General features: G+C 68.1%; 14 protein-coding genes. 6 read left to right on the top strand and 8 right to left on the bottom strand.

Translation table 11 applies throughout. The annotated features are described in order from the left end of the window. Positions 1 to 3: 3 nt before the first annotated feature. The 8 genes from ACT4MF_RS14155 to ACT4MF_RS14120 form a co-directional block, all read right to left on the bottom strand. A complete protein-coding gene (locus tag ACT4MF_RS14155; RefSeq protein WP_099256800.1) occupies positions 4 to 630 on the bottom strand; it encodes a helical membrane plugin domain-containing protein in 627 nt (208 codons plus the stop codon). A gap of 2 nt (positions 631 to 632) precedes the next feature. Beyond that, a complete protein-coding gene (locus ACT4MF_RS14150) occupies positions 633 to 1778 on the bottom strand; it encodes an NAD(P)/FAD-dependent oxidoreductase (RefSeq protein ID WP_444683082.1) in 1146 nt (381 codons plus the stop codon). After that, positions 1775 to 2011 (bottom strand): sulfurtransferase TusA family protein, encoded by a 237-nt coding sequence (locus ACT4MF_RS14145; protein ID WP_099256802.1) that lies wholly within the window; start codon positions 2009 to 2011, stop codon positions 1775 to 1777. The genes ACT4MF_RS14150 and ACT4MF_RS14145 overlap by 4 nt, the downstream gene beginning before the upstream one ends. 205 nt (positions 2012 to 2216) lie before the next feature. Continuing rightward, positions 2217 to 2504, bottom strand: coding sequence for a lipoyl domain-containing protein (locus ACT4MF_RS14140; protein ID WP_444683081.1), 288 nt, complete (start codon positions 2502 to 2504; stop codon positions 2217 to 2219). After that, on the bottom strand, positions 2504 to 3529 hold the full coding sequence (locus tag ACT4MF_RS14135; protein WP_444683080.1) for an alpha-ketoacid dehydrogenase subunit beta: 1026 nt from the start codon (positions 3527 to 3529) through the stop codon (positions 2504 to 2506). Before ACT4MF_RS14135 ends, ACT4MF_RS14140 begins: the two co-directional genes overlap by 1 nt. Further along, positions 3522 to 4568, bottom strand: coding sequence for a thiamine pyrophosphate-dependent dehydrogenase E1 component subunit alpha (locus ACT4MF_RS14130; RefSeq protein WP_444683079.1), 1047 nt, complete (start codon positions 4566 to 4568; stop codon positions 3522 to 3524). Before ACT4MF_RS14130 ends, ACT4MF_RS14135 begins: the two co-directional genes overlap by 8 nt. A 91-nt stretch (positions 4569 to 4659) precedes the next feature. Further along, positions 4660 to 5763 (bottom strand): radical SAM protein, encoded by a 1104-nt coding sequence (locus ACT4MF_RS14125; RefSeq protein WP_444683078.1) that lies wholly within the window; start codon positions 5761 to 5763, stop codon positions 4660 to 4662. Positions 5764 to 6075: 312 nt separating this feature from the next. Then, positions 6076 to 7044 carry a halo transducer protein gene (locus ACT4MF_RS14120; protein WP_444683077.1) on the bottom strand — a complete coding sequence of 323 codons (969 nt, stop codon included), beginning with the start codon at positions 7042 to 7044 and terminating at the stop codon, positions 6076 to 6078. A 207-nt stretch (positions 7045 to 7251) separates the two neighbouring features. Here ACT4MF_RS14120 and ACT4MF_RS14115 point away from each other — a divergent pair, with 207 nt between their 5' ends. The 6 genes from ACT4MF_RS14115 (at position 7252) to ACT4MF_RS14090 (ending at position 14066) form a co-directional block, all read left to right on the top strand. Then, positions 7252 to 8499: a PstS family phosphate ABC transporter substrate-binding protein gene (locus ACT4MF_RS14115; protein WP_444683076.1), complete on the top strand. Its 1248-nt coding sequence runs from the start codon at positions 7252 to 7254 to the stop codon at positions 8497 to 8499. A gap of 168 nt (positions 8500 to 8667) precedes the next feature. Next, positions 8668 to 9801: a phosphate ABC transporter permease subunit PstC gene (pstC, locus tag ACT4MF_RS14110; RefSeq protein WP_444683075.1), complete on the top strand. Its 1134-nt coding sequence runs from the start codon at positions 8668 to 8670 to the stop codon at positions 9799 to 9801. Further along, the gene (gene pstA / locus ACT4MF_RS14105) at positions 9801 to 11429 is read left to right on the top strand and encodes a phosphate ABC transporter permease PstA (protein WP_444683074.1); all 1629 of its coding nucleotides are present in this window, start codon (positions 9801 to 9803) and stop codon (positions 11427 to 11429) included. Before pstC ends, pstA begins: the two co-directional genes overlap by 1 nt. Positions 11430 to 11435: 6 nt before the next feature. Next, positions 11436 to 12359 (top strand): phosphate ABC transporter ATP-binding protein PstB, encoded by a 924-nt coding sequence (pstB, locus tag ACT4MF_RS14100; protein ID WP_099256810.1) that lies wholly within the window; start codon positions 11436 to 11438, stop codon positions 12357 to 12359. A 4-nt stretch (positions 12360 to 12363) separates the two neighbouring features. Further along, entirely contained in the window at positions 12364 to 13032 is a 669-nt protein-coding gene (gene phoU, locus ACT4MF_RS14095; RefSeq protein WP_444683073.1) for a phosphate signaling complex protein PhoU, read from the top strand. Between the two features lie 2 nt (positions 13033 to 13034). Further along, the gene (locus ACT4MF_RS14090) at positions 13035 to 14066 is read left to right on the top strand and encodes an AbrB/MazE/SpoVT family DNA-binding domain-containing protein (protein ID WP_444683072.1); all 1032 of its coding nucleotides are present in this window, start codon (positions 13035 to 13037) and stop codon (positions 14064 to 14066) included. Positions 14067 to 14204: the final 138 nt, after the last annotated feature.

Here is a 14204-nt window from a genome sequence, read left to right as displayed (position 1 = left end):
TCGCTATTCTGCGCGGCCATCGGTACGTTCCCGCCCGATCGCGCCCGCGATCGCCAGCAGGAAGCCGAGCCCGTACTGGACATCCGAATCGCGGAGCTCCCGCACCAATCCGACGGGACCGACCCGTTCGGTGGGCTCTCGCTCCGCTTCGCCGACGCTCGCCAGCAGCGTCTCGATGCCGTCACGCGTGTCGTCGTCGGACGCCGTCTGCGCGACCTCGCCGAGCGCAGCGCCGGTGCCGGCCAGCGACGCGACCATCTCGTCGTCGAGCGCCGCGGTCCCCAGCGACGCGACCCCCGCGAGATCGGCCAGCTCGTCGAGCGCCCCGCTCTGCTGGAGGCGGATCAGCGTCTCTATCGCCTCCCGCAGATCGTCGCCGTTCTCCCCGATCGTCTCGGCTAATTCCGCGGTTTCGTCGGTCGCCAGCCCGTCCGCGGACTCCGCGAGTGTCGATCCGGTGGCCGAGAGCTCGCGGACCATCTCGTCGGTGAGCGCGCTCTCACCCAGCGAGAGCACCCCCAGCAGTTCGTTGACGGCGTCGAGGTGCTCCACGAACTCGGCGACCGCCTCGGGGTTCTGCTCGATCGCCTCCTCGAGGTCGGTCGCTTCGGACTGCTGCGTATCGGACATGGTCAGAGTAACCCCCGCGCGGTGAGCCAGTAGGACTCGTTGTACGCCAGTTTGGACCAGTGGAGCTTCTCCGAGGGCGGCGCCGGCGACGGCGGGTTCTCGTAATCGAACTCGACGAACGAGGCGGCGTCCATTCCGGTCTCGATGAAGCACAGCGTCTTGCCGTCGTAGGTCGCGGTCGGCGGACGACCGCGGATCTCGCTGGCGAGGCGCTGGCCGACGACGCCGGCCTGGTAGTGCGCGACGCTGCCCGCGTTCGGGACGCCGGTGTCGGCGGTGTCACCGAGCGCGTACACGTGCTCGGCGGCCTCGGCCTCGAGCGTGTGCTTGTCGACGTCGACCCAGCCGTCGTCGCCGAGTCCGACCGACTCGATCAGGTCGACGCCGCCGTGCGGCGGAATCCCGACCAGGAGGTCGAAGTCGAGTTCGGTCCCCTCCATCGACGTGATGGTCTCCGCCTCGGGGTCGACCGCGTCCGCGTTGAAGAACGTCTCCACCTGGATGTCGCGCTCCTCCATGATGGGGCGCGCCCACTCCGCGATGTGGGGGTTGCCGTGGACCCGCTGGATCGGGTACGTGTAGGTGATGTCGACATCCTCGCGGAGCCCGCGCTCGCGGAACCAGTCGTCGGCCATGAAGACGAACTCGAGTGGCGCCGCCGGACACATGTGGGGAGAGCCGATGACGCTCAACACCAGTTCGCCCTCCGTGAACGTCAGCAGTTCGTCGCGGAGGGCGGTGGCGCCCGACTCGCTGTAGTAGTCGTGCCCGCCCTCCGCGAGGCCCGGAATTTGGTCGGACTCCAGCGTCGATCCGGTCGCCAACACGAGGTAGTCGTAGTCGACCGACGGGGTGCGACCCTCGAACTGGAGCCGCTGGGACTCGGTGTCGATGTCGGACACGCGGTCGATCGTCAGGTCGATCGCGTCGTCGACCAGCTCGTCGAGCGCGCGACGACCGTCTGCCGGTTCGCGCTGCCCGAACGGCACGTACAGCCAGACCGGCTTGTAGACGTGATCGGGGTCGTCGTTGACCAGCGTCACGCGAACGTCGCCGGCGTCGAGTTCCGGTTCGAGCCGGTTCGCGAGGTTATTCGCGAGGACGGTTCCCCCGGTCCCACCGCCGACAATGACGACGTGGTCGGTCATGCTTTCTCCACGTAGAACGCGGTGTAGTCGTCAAGCTCTTCGACGGCCACCAGCTCGTTGCCCGCTTCCTCGACCCATTCGGGCACGTCGGTGTGCGACTGGTCGGTGTCGCTCAGGAGCCTGACCACGTCACCGGAGTCAACACTCCGAACCTTTCCGATGAGGTCCATCAGCGGTCCGGGGCAGGCCGCGCCTCTGGCATCGACGGTCTCGTCGGGTTCAATGGTAGTCATAGATGTCTCACAGTGGTAGTTGACGGCGGACCCTATTAGTATTGTGTGGTAATTCCACTATTCCAAAATCCGATCCGACAAGAGAGGGTTATCGCCCGGACACGCTCGGAGAGTAGCGGTCGGACGCGCTCGGAGGAGCCGTGGCTCGTATCACCCGAGAACGCCCCCGCGAGGGTACGTTTTCATCGAACGAAGCAGGAGGGAGTCACTCGGACTGGATCCACCCGAGCGTCTCCCCGATCGCGAACGCGTCGTCCTCTCCCACGACGATCTCGTCGAGCGTCCCCGCCGCGGGCGCTTGGACGTCGACGCTCACCTTCTCGACCTGGATCTCACAGAGGGTGTCGCCCGCCTCGACCGAGCGCCCCTCGCGGGCGAACCAGTCGACGAGGATCCCCTCGTCCTCGTCGACGTCCGCCTCCCAGTCGCCGGTCGCACGGACCGCGACCCGCACTCCGGAGCCGCCGTCGGCCGCGCGCTGTCGGTCCGGCATCACTCTGACGCGACCGCCCGCACGCGCGCTTCGATGTCGTCGGCGTCCGGGATCACCTCGTTCTCCATCGGTCGGGCGTACGGGATCGGAACGTCCGGGACGGCGACCCGGTCGACGGCATCGAGCGCCCCGAGGTCGCGGTCGGCGACCCTCGCGATCACTTCGCCGGTGACGCCGAACGAGCGGTAATCCTCGTCGACGACGACGAGCCGGCCCGTCTTCCGAACCGATTCGAGTATCGTGTCGGTGTCGAGCGGCACCAGCGTCCGGAGATCGACGACCTCCACGTCGATCCCCTCTGCCGCGAGCGATTCGGCCGCGGCGAGCGCCCGGTGGACGTGGAGTCCGAGCGTGACCACGGTGACGTCGGCGCCCTCTCGTTTGATGTCCGCCGACCCGAAGGGGATCGTGTAGTCCGTCTCCGGGACCGGCGTCTTCGGACCCGAGGGCGCCGGCATCCACCCGATCCCCATCAGCCGCTTGTGGAACAGGTACATCACCGGATCGTCGTCCCGTATCGCGTTGTGCATCAACCCCTTCGCGTCGTACGCGGTCGACGGCACGACGAGCTTCAGCCCGGGGATATGTGCGAACGTCCCGTACAGGGTCTGTGAGTGTTGGGCGGCGTCGTTGTACGTCCCGCCGACCGCGGCGGTGAGCACGAGCGGCACGTTCACGTTGCCGCCGCTCATGTACGTGTTCTTCGCGAGCTGGTTGTAGATCTGGTCCATCGCGACGCCGAAGAAGTCCGCGAACATCAGCTCCGCGATGGGACGCATCCCCTCCTGTGCGGCACCGACCGCCGCCCCGAGATACGCGGTCTCGCTGATCGGTACGTCCATGATCCGATCGCGACCGAACTCGTCGAGTAACCCCTGCGTGCTGTCGAAGATGCCGCCGTAGTCGGCGACGTCCTCGCCCATGTAGAAGACCTCCTCGTCCTCGCGCATCTCGTGGGCGATCGATTCGACCATCGCCCGACTCATCGTCAGCTCGCGGTCGATGACCTCGTCCGTCTCACTCATCGGCGTTCACCTCCGCGAGCTCGAACTCCGGTTCCTCCGTCGTCACGCCCGATGGCGGGTTCACGAAGACGTCGTCGTACGCGTCGTCGGGGTCGGGGTGCGGCTGCTCTTTCGCCCACGCGATCGCCTCGTCGACCCGCGATTCCGCCTCGTCGCGGATCGCGTCGAGCTCGTCGTCGTCGACGCCGTGATCTCGCAGCTCCGCTTCGAGCCTGTCGATCGAGTCGCGGGCGAGCGCCGCCTCCTCATCGGCGTCGGACCGATACGTCTGCGGGTCGCCCATGAAGTGGCCCATCCGGCGGTGGACCTGCACCTCCAACAGCGTGGGGCCGTTCCGGTCCCGCGCACGGCCGATCGCCTCTCCGGCGGCCTCGTAGACGGCGATGGCGTCGTCTTGGTCGACGCGAACCCCCGGCATGTCGAATCCGGCGGCCCTGTCAGATCCGTCTTCCACGTCGGTGACGCGCTCCTTGGGCATGCTGATCGCCCAGTCGTTGTCCTCGACGACGAAGACGACGGGGAGGTCGTGAACGCTCGCGAAGTTCAGCGACTCGAGGAACGCCCCCTGGTCGATCGCTCCCTCGCCGAGGAACGCGACGGCGACGGCGTCCTCGTTCCGCTTTGTCGCCGCCAGCGCCGCCCCCGCCGCCGGCGGACACCCCTCGGCGATGATCCCGCTACACGCGAAGCTCACGTCGGGATCGAACAGATGCATGTGACCGCCCTTCCCCTTCCCGAGGCCCGTCTTCCGGCCGAAGATCTCGGCGGACATCCGCTTCAGATCGACGCCCTTCGCGATGGCGACGTGGTGGGGGCGATGCGGTGCCGTCACGGTGTCGTCCGCCCGGAGGTGATGACAGACGCCCACGGCGGCCGCTTCTTGACCCGCTGCGAGGTGGAGTTCACCGGGGATCGGCCCCGCGGAGATGTCGAACGCCGGCTGTTTGCCCTCGAGGTACTCCTCTTGGAGCCGCTCCTCGTAGTACCGCGCCGTGAGCATATCTGCGTACAGTTCACATAATTTGTTTTGTGATACCATGCCACAGCAATGTACATGGTTAATAATATTAGTCTGTTTGGGGTAAACTCGATACACCCACTCAGCGGTGCGTGTCGGACGCCGCCGCGGGTCAGTCGGCAGCGTCCGGCGCCCCGGACGATTCGCTCGGCCCGCCCCCGAGCGTCGCCGGCAGCGCACCGTCGTACCCCTCCGGAACGTACGGACACAGGGGGTCGCTCTCCAGCGGGTCCCCCGTCGCCGCGAACGCCCGCGACCGGCTCCCGCCGCAGACCTGCCGGAACTCGCAGGCGCCGCACTTCCCCTTCAGCCGGTCCGGATCGCGGAGCGACTCGAAGAGGTCGGTGTTCCGGTAGAGGTCGACGATCGACCGATCGCGGACGTTCCCGGCGGATTCCGGGAGGAACCCCGACGGGTACGCCTCGCCGGTGTGGCTCACGAACGCGAACCCGCGTCCGGCGGTGATCCCGCCGCGCCGCCGGATCGCGCTCTGGTCGCCGTCGGCCTGCAGCCCGACGCGACGGTAGAAGGGCGCTTCCGTCGTCTTGACGCCGAACGGTTCCGCCTCGGCGACGCCGTGGAGCCACTCCATCACGTCCTCGGCCCGCTCGGGCGGGATGGGGTCGAGGATCCGCCCCCGACCGACGGGGACGAGGAAGAACACGCTCCAGAGGACGGCGCCGAGGTCCCGCACGCGGTCGCGGATCGCCGGGAGCTCGGCGACCGTCTCCGCGCAGACGGTCGTGTTGATCTGCAGCGGCAGTCCCGCCTCGGACGCCGCCTCCGCGGCTTCCAGCGTGCTCTCGAAGCTCTCCTCGCCACGGAACCGGTCGTGGCGCTCCCGCGTCGCCCCGTCGAGGCTGAGCGCCATCCGCCGGACGCCGGCGTCGGCGAGGGCCTCGACCCGGTCGGGCGTCAGCGACCGCGTCCCGCTGGGGGTGATCGTCATGCGGAGTCCCCGGTCGTCCCCGTACGAGACCAGCTCCAACAGGTCGTCTCTGGCGAGCGGGTCGCCGCCGGAGAGCACGACGAGCTGCCCCTCCCCGAACGCCGCCGCGTCGTCGAGGAGCCGCTTCCCCTCCGCCGTCGACAGCTCGTCGGGGTGTCGCGCCGGCTTCGCGTCGGCGCGGCAGTGACGGCAGGCGAGCCCGCACGCCTGCGTCACCTCCCAGATGAGCACCAGCGGCCGCCGGTCAGTGTCGAGGTCGTCGAACATCGGCTCGGTCGACGCTTTCCGCCCGACCCCTATGGACGCTGTCCCGAACGTGTTCACGGTCGGGCGGGACAGAGCCCGTTCGCGACCGAGAGCGTCAAAACGGACGAAGAGTCGGCCGGCGAGGGGGGCGACGACGAGGGACCCGCTGGCGACGACCCACCGGGAGCGATGCCGCCGCACCCCGCGAGAAGGAGGAGGAGTGGGACCGCTCGTCGCGCCTCAGCGATGAAGCTGTTGACGCCCCGCGTCGACGACCCGAGCAGCGCCGACCGTCCGTGTCGGGTGGTCGGGCCTCGGCGGGAGGCGGTGCGGCTATCGGTCGGCGGTCTCGTCAACCGAACCCCCGTCCGCGTCCGGCTCGCCGGCCGAAAGCGCCGCGCGCGCCTCCGCGACCGTCTCGTCGACGCGCTCCCACGCGACGGGGGGCTCGATGGCCGACAGCTCCGCCTCGAGCGCGTCGAGCCGGGCGTCGAATCGGTCGTCCCGACCCGGACGGTCAGCGAGCGCCTCGGCGGTCGCCGCCGCCTCGTCGTCGAGGGCGTCGATCCGCTCCGCGACGCCGTCCGGGAACGAGTGCCCCTGGCGGTCCGCCCACGTGCGGAGGTCGGCCGCCTCCACCCGGAGGTCGGCGACGACGAGGTCGAGGACGCGCGCCTGGACGGCCGCTTCAAACCACCGCTCCGGGTCGGGGTCGTCCGCGTCGCGAAGCGCATCGACGGTCCCGGTGACCTCCGCGACGGACTCCTCGGCGGCCTCCACGTCGTCGAGGAGTCCGTCGTGGCGCCGGTTCGCGGAGCCGAGCCACGCCTCGAACGCCTCGAGGTCGGTTTCGAGGTCGTGGGCCACCCGGACGATCTGCTGTGCGTCCGTCGTGATCTCGTGGAGGGCGACCGCGGCCCGGTACACCGCCAGCGGGGAGTCGAAGTCGCCTCTCGCGTCCCCCAGCTCTTCGGCGAGCCCGTCGACGCCCGCTCTGAGGTCGCTGAGTCGCCCGTCGAACCCACGGCGGCGGGCGTCGACGACGGCGAGGTCCGGGGCGGCGGCGGCGGCCCCCGTCGCCTTCTCGTGTGCGCGCGTCGCGAGGTCGACCCGCGTCTCGGCGGTGGCGAGGATCTGGGACACGTCGGTGACGGTCGATTCGATCGCCGCGGAAGTGACGGTGCCGTCGTCGGTGAACGGGTCGAGCCGCCGACGGATCGACTCCGGCTCCTCGTCCGTCCGGTCGGCCACATCGTCGACCAGCTCGTCGAGCGGGGTCTCCGCGAGCGCGGTCTCACTCATGGCTCGACGTATTTCACACGACGGTGTATACCTTCCGTCAGATCTGATCGTTTGTAAACAGTTGGCTACGGAGAGGTATACCTCGATATATAGTGTCCGTTCCCGCACATTGTACAATAGATCGATATAGTGTAGACATAATCGATACGTGTTCAGATATATTAGAAATATAAACGGCTTTTCAACTACTCTTTCTGTCTTAGCGTGATGTCCGACCGTAACTGGGTTGACGGCGGCGTGTCTCGGCGGAAAGTACTGATCACCTCCGGAGCGCTCGGCACGACCGGCTTGGCCGGCTGCGGAGGAAGCGGCGGCGGCGACGGTTCCGACGGCAGTTCCGGGGAGTCCGACGACTCCGACGGTTCCGACGGCGGCTCCGGGACCTCCAGCGGCGACGGCGACGACAGCAGTGCAGGCCCGAGCACGGCGCTGCTCAACGCCGAGGGCTCCTCGACGGTCTACCCGATCTCGAACACGGGGAGCTCCTACTGGAACTCCAACGCCCCGCCGAGCGACGGCGAGTACTGGGGCGCCAACGAGGAGAGCTCGGTCCCCGGGTGGGACGTGCTCGCGTCCGACGGCGCCGAGGACATGCTCATCGCCGACTACTTCGCCTCGAAGTTCGGCTTCGAGGCGACCGAGCAGCGCTCCTCGCCGCCGTTCCCGACGACGGTCGGCCTGAGCCACTCGGGGACCGGCTGTGAGGCCGTCACCGAAGGGCTCGTCGACATCGGCAACTCCTCCGGGCCGATCACGGCGGAGCTCGGCTGGAGCGACGAGAAGGCCCAGAACACGGTCGTCGACAACGTCGTCGGTCGCGACGGCCAGCCGGTCGTCATCAGCTCGGACGTCGCCGACGCCGGCGTCACCCAGTTGACCGGCGAGGACATTCGCGGGATCTACCAGGACGAGATCACCAACTGGAGCGAGATCGACGGGATCGACTACGACCAGGAGATCTACGTCATCGGCCGCGCCGAGGGATCCGGCACCGACACCTCGTTCCGCCTGAACATGCTCGGCGGCGCCGACGCCGCGATGCCCGGCGTCGACACCCGATTCGGCCAGAACCAGCAGGTCGCCCAGGCGGTCGCCCAGAACGACGGCGCCATCGCGTACATGGCGCTGGCGTTCACCGGACCGGAGGTCACGCCGATCGCCATCGACTTCGACGGCACGCTGTACGAGACCAGCCGCGACGCGGAGAACACGATCTTCGACAGCGAGTACCCGCTCAACCGCGACCTCCACATGTACACGCTCATCGAGGAGAACAACCCCGACGGCGGCGGGTACGACCGGCGCGAGGCGGCGTTCGTCAACATGTTCCTCAACGAGTTCGGGCAGAGCGTCTTCGTCGAGGGGAACAACTACATTCCGCTCCCGACGAGCGACCTCCAGTCGATGAAAGAGCAGGTCTCCTCCGTCGCGACGGAAGACCTCCTCATGCCGTAGATCGGCCGGTCCCGATCTTCTGTCGCCCGCTGTGGCGCTGCCGCCCGTCGCGGTCGGCGTCCACCGACCCCGCGGTCGTCCGCGCCCCCGAGACACCCGGGATCCGCTCTCGACGACATTCCACTTCTATGACACACGAAACACGAAAATGCCACTCATAACAGATCCATGGCGCCGGTAACGGACTCCGAAAGCGGACGAATAAACAGTGCGGTCAGCACGCAGCTCCGGCGGACCCGAGAGTTCGTCGACGAGACGGAGCCGCCCGCGCTGGCGATCATCGCGGTGATGACGCTGTCGCTGTTCGCCGCGCTCGTTGGGTTCCTCGCCGTCTCTGACCTGACCATCGTTCCCTTCGTCGTCTTCCTCGGCACCGCGGCGATCGGCTGGGTCCGCTATCAGGAGGAGACGGCGTACGTCATCGCGCTGGCGATGACGGTCTCGACGATCCTGATCCTCGGACTGATCATCGTGTTCATCTTCCGGGAGTCGGTCCCGGTGATCCGGTACGAGAGCGCGACGGTGTACGGGGTCACGGTCCCCGGGCTCCGGATGTTCATCCAGCCCGACTGGGACGCCGTCTCGCCGCCCATCCGGTACTCGATGGTTCCGATGATCCACGGGACGGTGATGGTGACGCTGATCGCGTCGACCGTGGCCGCCCCGCTTGGCGTCTCGGCGGCCCTGTTCCTCTCCGAGATCGCCCCCGCGACCGTTCGCGAGGTCGTCAAGCCCGGCGTCGAGATCCTCGCCGGCATCCCCTCGATCGTCTACGGGTTCATCGGCTTCACCGTCTTGGGTCCGTGGGCCTCCGACCAGTTCCAGACGACCGGACAGGGGTCGTACCTGTTCGTCGGCATCGTCGTCGGGCTGATGGCGCTCCCGACGGTCGTCTCGGTCGCGGAGGACGCGCTGAGCAGCGTGCCCGAGTCGATGAAGAGCGGGTCGCTGGCGATGGGGACGACCGACTGGCAGACGATGACCTCGATCACCCTGCCCGCGGCGTTCTCCGGCGTGTCGGCGGCGGTGCTGCTCGGCGTCGGCCGGGCCATCGGCGAGACGATGGCCGCGACGGTGATGCTCCGCGGCGTCCCCCGACTCACGGAGCCGCTGGTCAACGTCTTCTACGGACAGGAGACGCTGACCTCGATCATCGCGCGGAACTACGGCGAGGCGGACGGCCTCCAGATGGACGCGCTGTTCGTCGCGGGCGCGATCCTGTTCGTCACCGTCCTCGTCATCTCCGTGGGCGCGCAGTACATCGAGTGGCGGATGCACAAGCGGCTGGGAGGTGAGATCTGATGGCGGGCGCGAGCCGAACCGGCGGTAATCTGGTCGAGAAGGAGACCACCGAGACGGACGCCGTCGCCGCGGTGGCCATCGGGCTCTCGGCGGTGCTGTTCGCGCTCGCCATCGCGGCGATGTTCGAGCGGATCAGCCTCACCGGAACGCTCGCGGGGGTAGAGACCGTGACGCTGCTCGGCGGGCTGTTGACCGCGCTGGGCGTCGCGGTGATCGCCTTCGGCGTCGGGTCGCGGTTCGGCTCCGTCGAAACCGACCCCGACCCGAGCGCCGGCATCATCGCCGGGGGCGGGGCCGCGATCCCGTGGGTTGTCATCGGCGGCGCCGTGGCGAGCGAGACGCTCGGGTTCGGCACGGCGGTCGGCGCAGTCGCCGCCGTCGCCGCGGGTGCGGTCGCCTTCGCGGCCACCGTCCTCCCGCGCGAGGACGTCGGATCGACGCTGCCCCTCGGAAGCCTCCTCGCCGTGACGGGGCTCGTCTTCCTCACCGGCGTCATCGGCCCGACGTGGGTGTGGGAGCTGGGCTGGGCGCAGCAGGCCGCGATCACGGCGGAGTTCCTCATCCCGGTCGCGACGCTGTTCACCACCCTCTACGGCGGCTGGGCGTCGGCGAAGGCGTACGGCGGCTTCGGCGCCCGAGGGCGACACATGGGCGCGTACGTGCTCGTCTATCTGAACGCGATCTCGATCGTCGCCTTCCTCTTCACCCTGGTCGCGTACGTGGTTGTACAGGGCGTTCCGGGACTGTTGAACGGCGCCGATATCGGCCTCGGAACCGGGCCTGAAACGACGATCCTCGGCGTGTCGGTCACGCTGCCGGTGTCCGTTCCGTTCGTGATGAACGGTGTCGCCCTCTTCAACGACTTCCAGGGCGTCCTCCCCGCGATCGTCGGCACGGTCTGGCTCGTGATCGGAGCCGTCCTGTTGGCGGTTCCGCTCGGGGTCGGTGCGGCCGTCTTCCTCACCGAGTACGCCGACCGCGGGCGGTTCACGCAGGTCGTCGAGGTCGCTACCAACGGGCTCTGGAGCACCCCGAGCATCGTCTTCGGGCTGTTCGGGTTCGCCTTCCTGATCCCGCGCTTCGGCAACGGGAAGTCGCTGCTCTCCGGGATGATCACGCTCGGGTTCATGCTCCTCCCGCTCGTGGTGATCACGTCTCGGGAGGCGATGCTCTCGGTCCCCGACGAGTACCGCGACGCGAGCGCCGCGCTCGGCGTGTCGAAGTGGCAGACGATCCGGAGCGTCGTCCTGCCGGCGGCCCTTCCGGGCGTCGTCACCGGCGTCATCCTCGGCGTCGGCCGGATCGCCGGCGAGACGGCGCCGATCCTGCTGACGATGGCCGGCGGGACGTTCATTCCGGGGTCGCAGACGGTCGACGTCATCGGCAGCTTCCAGTTCACGTCGGCGCCGCCGTTCGTCGCCAACCCGGCGCTGCTGGAGGCGACCTCCGCACTCCCGTACCAGCTGTACGCGCTGATCACGGCCGGCGTCGGACTCGGGAGCAGCGTCTCCGACCCGAACGCCTTCCGCTGGGCGACGGCGCTCATCCTCCTGATCGTCGTCCTCTCGTTCTACGCGATCGGCATCGCGACGCGCTACTACTTCCGACGGCGGCTCCGGCACAACTGATCACCAATGAGCGAAAACCAAAACCCACAGCCGCAGACCGGCACCGCGACGACAGACAGCGACCAGTCTCTCACGACGACCACCGGCGAGACCGTCGAGCAGACCCGAGACGAGTGGACGAACTACGAGTTCCAGGGAGAGGCCAAGATGACCGTCGAGGACCTTGACGTGTACTACGGCGACGACCACGCCCTGAAGGGGGTCTCGATGGAGATTCCCGAAAAGAGCGTCACCGCCCTGATCGGTCCCTCCGGCTGCGGGAAGTCGACGTACCTCCGGTGTCTCAATCGGATGAACGACCGGATCAGCTCCGCCAGGATCGACGGCTCCGTCCGCCTCGGCGGCGAAGAGGTGTACCAAGACGGCGTCAATCTGGTGGAGCTTCGGAAACGGGTCGGGATGGTGTTTCAGTCGCCGAACCCGTTCCCCAAGTCGATCCGGGAGAACATCGCCTACGGCCCGAAGAAACACGGCGACCTCGACACCGGGCTGCTCGCTCGGCTGCTGAACCGGAGCGACGCCGACGAGCGCGACCGGCTCGTGGAGCGGTGTCTCCGCGACGCGGCGCTGTGGGACGAGGTGAGCGATCGCCTCGACGACAACGCCCTCGGCCTCTCGGGCGGGCAACAGCAGCGACTCTGTATCGCGCGCTGTCTCTCGGTCGATCCGGAGGTCATCCTGATGGACGAGCCGGCCTCCGCGCTCGACCCCATCGCCACCGCGAAGATCGAGGACCTGATCGACGACCTCTCAGAGGAGTACACCGTCGTCATCGTCACGCACAACATGCAGCAGGCCGCCCGCATCTCCGATCAGACCGCGGTGTTCCTCACGGGCGGCGAGCTCGTCGAGTACGGCGACACGGACCAGGTGTTCGAGAACCCACACAGCGAGCGCGTCGAGGATTACATCACGGGCAAGTTCGGGTGATCACATGCCTCGAGAACGGTATCAGGACTCGCTCGACGAGCTCCGTGCCAACGTGATCGGGATGGGCGAACAGGTGATCGATCAGCTCGACAAGAGTCTCCAGAGCGCCGCGACCCGCGACGAGTCGCTGGCCCGGGCGGTCATCGCCGGAGACGACGAGATAAACGAGCGGTACCTGCGGCTTGAGAACCGCTGTGTCGACCTGTTCGCGCTCCAACAGCCGGTCGCGAGCGACCTCAGGTTCGTCACCGCGTCGTTCAAGATCATCACCGACTTAGAGCGGATCGGCGACCTCGCGACGAACCTCTCCCGGTACGCGCTCTCCGGCAGTTCGACGGTCATCTCCGAGAGCCGGATTCAAACGATCGGCGAGACCGCCTCCGGTCAGGTCCGGAGGGCCATCGAGGCCTACGCCGACGCCGACCCCGAGGCGTGTCGAACGATCGCCGACCGCGACGGCGAACTCGACACGCTGTGTCAGAACGCCAGCGAAGCCGTCGTTCGCGAGCTGATCGCCGGCGAGTCCGACCGCTGGGAGATCGAGCAGCTGCTCGACGACGTGTCGCGACTGCTGCTCACGATCCGCGACTTGGAGCGGGTCGGCGACCACGCCGTCAACATCGCCGCCCGTACCCTGTACATGGACGAGAGCGACCCCGAGCTGATCTACTGACAATGGAGACCAGAAAGCTGCAGGAGGTCGGCGGCGGCACCTACACCGTCTCGATTCCGAAGGAATGGGCGACGACCCACGGGTTCGAGGCCGGGATGGAACTGCAGCTGTACACCCACCGCGACGGGTCGCTCCTCGTCCGATCCTCGGACGCCGACGTCAACTGTCTGAACGAGGCGACGGTCGACGTCGACGGCGGCGGTGCCGACGCCGTCGAGCGCGCCGTCCGGACGGCTCACGCGGTCGGGTTCGAGACCATCACGCTCCATCGGACGGGGGCCTTCTCCGACGCGGAGCGCAGGGCGGCCAGGTCGACGGTGCGGGGCCTCGTCGGGACGAACATCCTCAGCGAGTCGGACGCGGAGATCACGATCAGACACCTCTTGGACACGTCGTCCGTCTCCGTCCGCCAGTCGATCGTCCAGCTGCAGTACGTGGTCGTCGCGCTGCTCCGCGACGCGACCGACGCGTTCGTCGACGCCGCGGACACGCAGACGAGCATCCGCGACCGCGCCGACGAGGCCCGCCGTTCCGCGGAGATGGTCACGCGACACTTCTCGCGATCGCTGATCTCGCACGCCGAACTCGACGCGCTGGGCGTCTCCCGGCCCGACCTGTTCGCGTACTCCGTGCTCGCCTCGCGCCTCAAAGCGGTCGCCGACCTCGCCGTTCGGATCGCGAGCACGGGCGAAAAGCTCCCCGAGCCGCTCTCAGACGGGACGGCCGCGGACGTGTGCGCCGTAGCCGACGACGTCGCGGGCGCCGTCGACGACGCGGTAACCGCCGTTCTCAACGGCGACGAGGAAACGGTGCACGCCGCGAGACGCCGGTGCGACGAGGCCACAGAGGGCGTCGAGGCGATCGAACAGGCTCTGTACGACGGCGCCGTTTCGGACACCGTTCCCGAAGCGGTCGCGCTGGCTGACGCGCTCTCGACCCTCCGGCAGACCGTCAACTGCGGTCGACGGATGGCCGACACCGCAGCGAGGACCGCGATACGCGCGGAAAACGCTGACACCTGCATCCGAGCGTAAGCCGACCGCGAGCGCGTCTATCGCCGAGCGATGAACGCGGTCGGTTCGAGATCTGGGCACTCTGGAGTTGCGAACGACAGAATCTATGCACGGGATTGGATCGAGCCCGTTCCCAGAGAACCACTCGCGAAGGCCACG

The organism is Halorubrum sp. FL23, from assembly GCF_052439115.2.
In the GTDB taxonomy this organism is placed as follows: Archaea; Halobacteriota; Halobacteria; order Halobacteriales; family Haloferacaceae; genus Halorubrum; species Halorubrum persicum.
This window is presented reverse-complemented; position numbering and strand designations above follow the sequence as displayed.

What these genes read in the sequence shown, in the direction of transcription:
- ACT4MF_RS14155 (WP_099256800.1), bottom strand. Translation starts at nt 630, where the DNA reads ATGTCCGATACGCAGCAGTCCGAAGCGACCGACCTCGAGGAGGCGATC.
- ACT4MF_RS14150 (WP_444683082.1), bottom strand. Translation starts at nt 1,778, where the DNA reads ATGACCGACCACGTCGTCATTGTCGGCGGTGGGACCGGGGGAACCGTC.
- ACT4MF_RS14145 (WP_099256802.1), bottom strand. Translation starts at nt 2,011, where the DNA reads ATGACTACCATTGAACCCGACGAGACCGTCGATGCCAGAGGCGCGGCC.
- ACT4MF_RS14140 (WP_444683081.1), bottom strand. Translation starts at nt 2,504, where the DNA reads ATGCCGGACCGACAGCGCGCGGCCGACGGCGGCTCCGGAGTGCGGGTC.
- ACT4MF_RS14135 (WP_444683080.1), bottom strand. Translation starts at nt 3,529, where the DNA reads ATGAGTGAGACGGACGAGGTCATCGACCGCGAGCTGACGATGAGTCGG.
- ACT4MF_RS14130 (WP_444683079.1), bottom strand. Translation starts at nt 4,568, where the DNA reads ATGGTATCACAAAACAAATTATGTGAACTGTACGCAGATATGCTCACG.
- ACT4MF_RS14125 (WP_444683078.1), bottom strand. Translation starts at nt 5,763, where the DNA reads ATGTTCGACGACCTCGACACTGACCGGCGGCCGCTGGTGCTCATCTGG.
- ACT4MF_RS14120 (WP_444683077.1), bottom strand. Translation starts at nt 7,044, where the DNA reads ATGAGTGAGACCGCGCTCGCGGAGACCCCGCTCGACGAGCTGGTCGAC.
- ACT4MF_RS14115 (WP_444683076.1), top strand. Translation starts at nt 7,252, where the DNA reads ATGTCCGACCGTAACTGGGTTGACGGCGGCGTGTCTCGGCGGAAAGTA.
- pstC (WP_444683075.1), top strand. Translation starts at nt 8,668, where the DNA reads ATGGCGCCGGTAACGGACTCCGAAAGCGGACGAATAAACAGTGCGGTC.
- pstA (WP_444683074.1), top strand. Translation starts at nt 9,801, where the DNA reads ATGGCGGGCGCGAGCCGAACCGGCGGTAATCTGGTCGAGAAGGAGACC.
- pstB (WP_099256810.1), top strand. Translation starts at nt 11,436, where the DNA reads ATGAGCGAAAACCAAAACCCACAGCCGCAGACCGGCACCGCGACGACA.
- phoU (WP_444683073.1), top strand. Translation starts at nt 12,364, where the DNA reads ATGCCTCGAGAACGGTATCAGGACTCGCTCGACGAGCTCCGTGCCAAC.
- ACT4MF_RS14090 (WP_444683072.1), top strand. Translation starts at nt 13,035, where the DNA reads ATGGAGACCAGAAAGCTGCAGGAGGTCGGCGGCGGCACCTACACCGTC.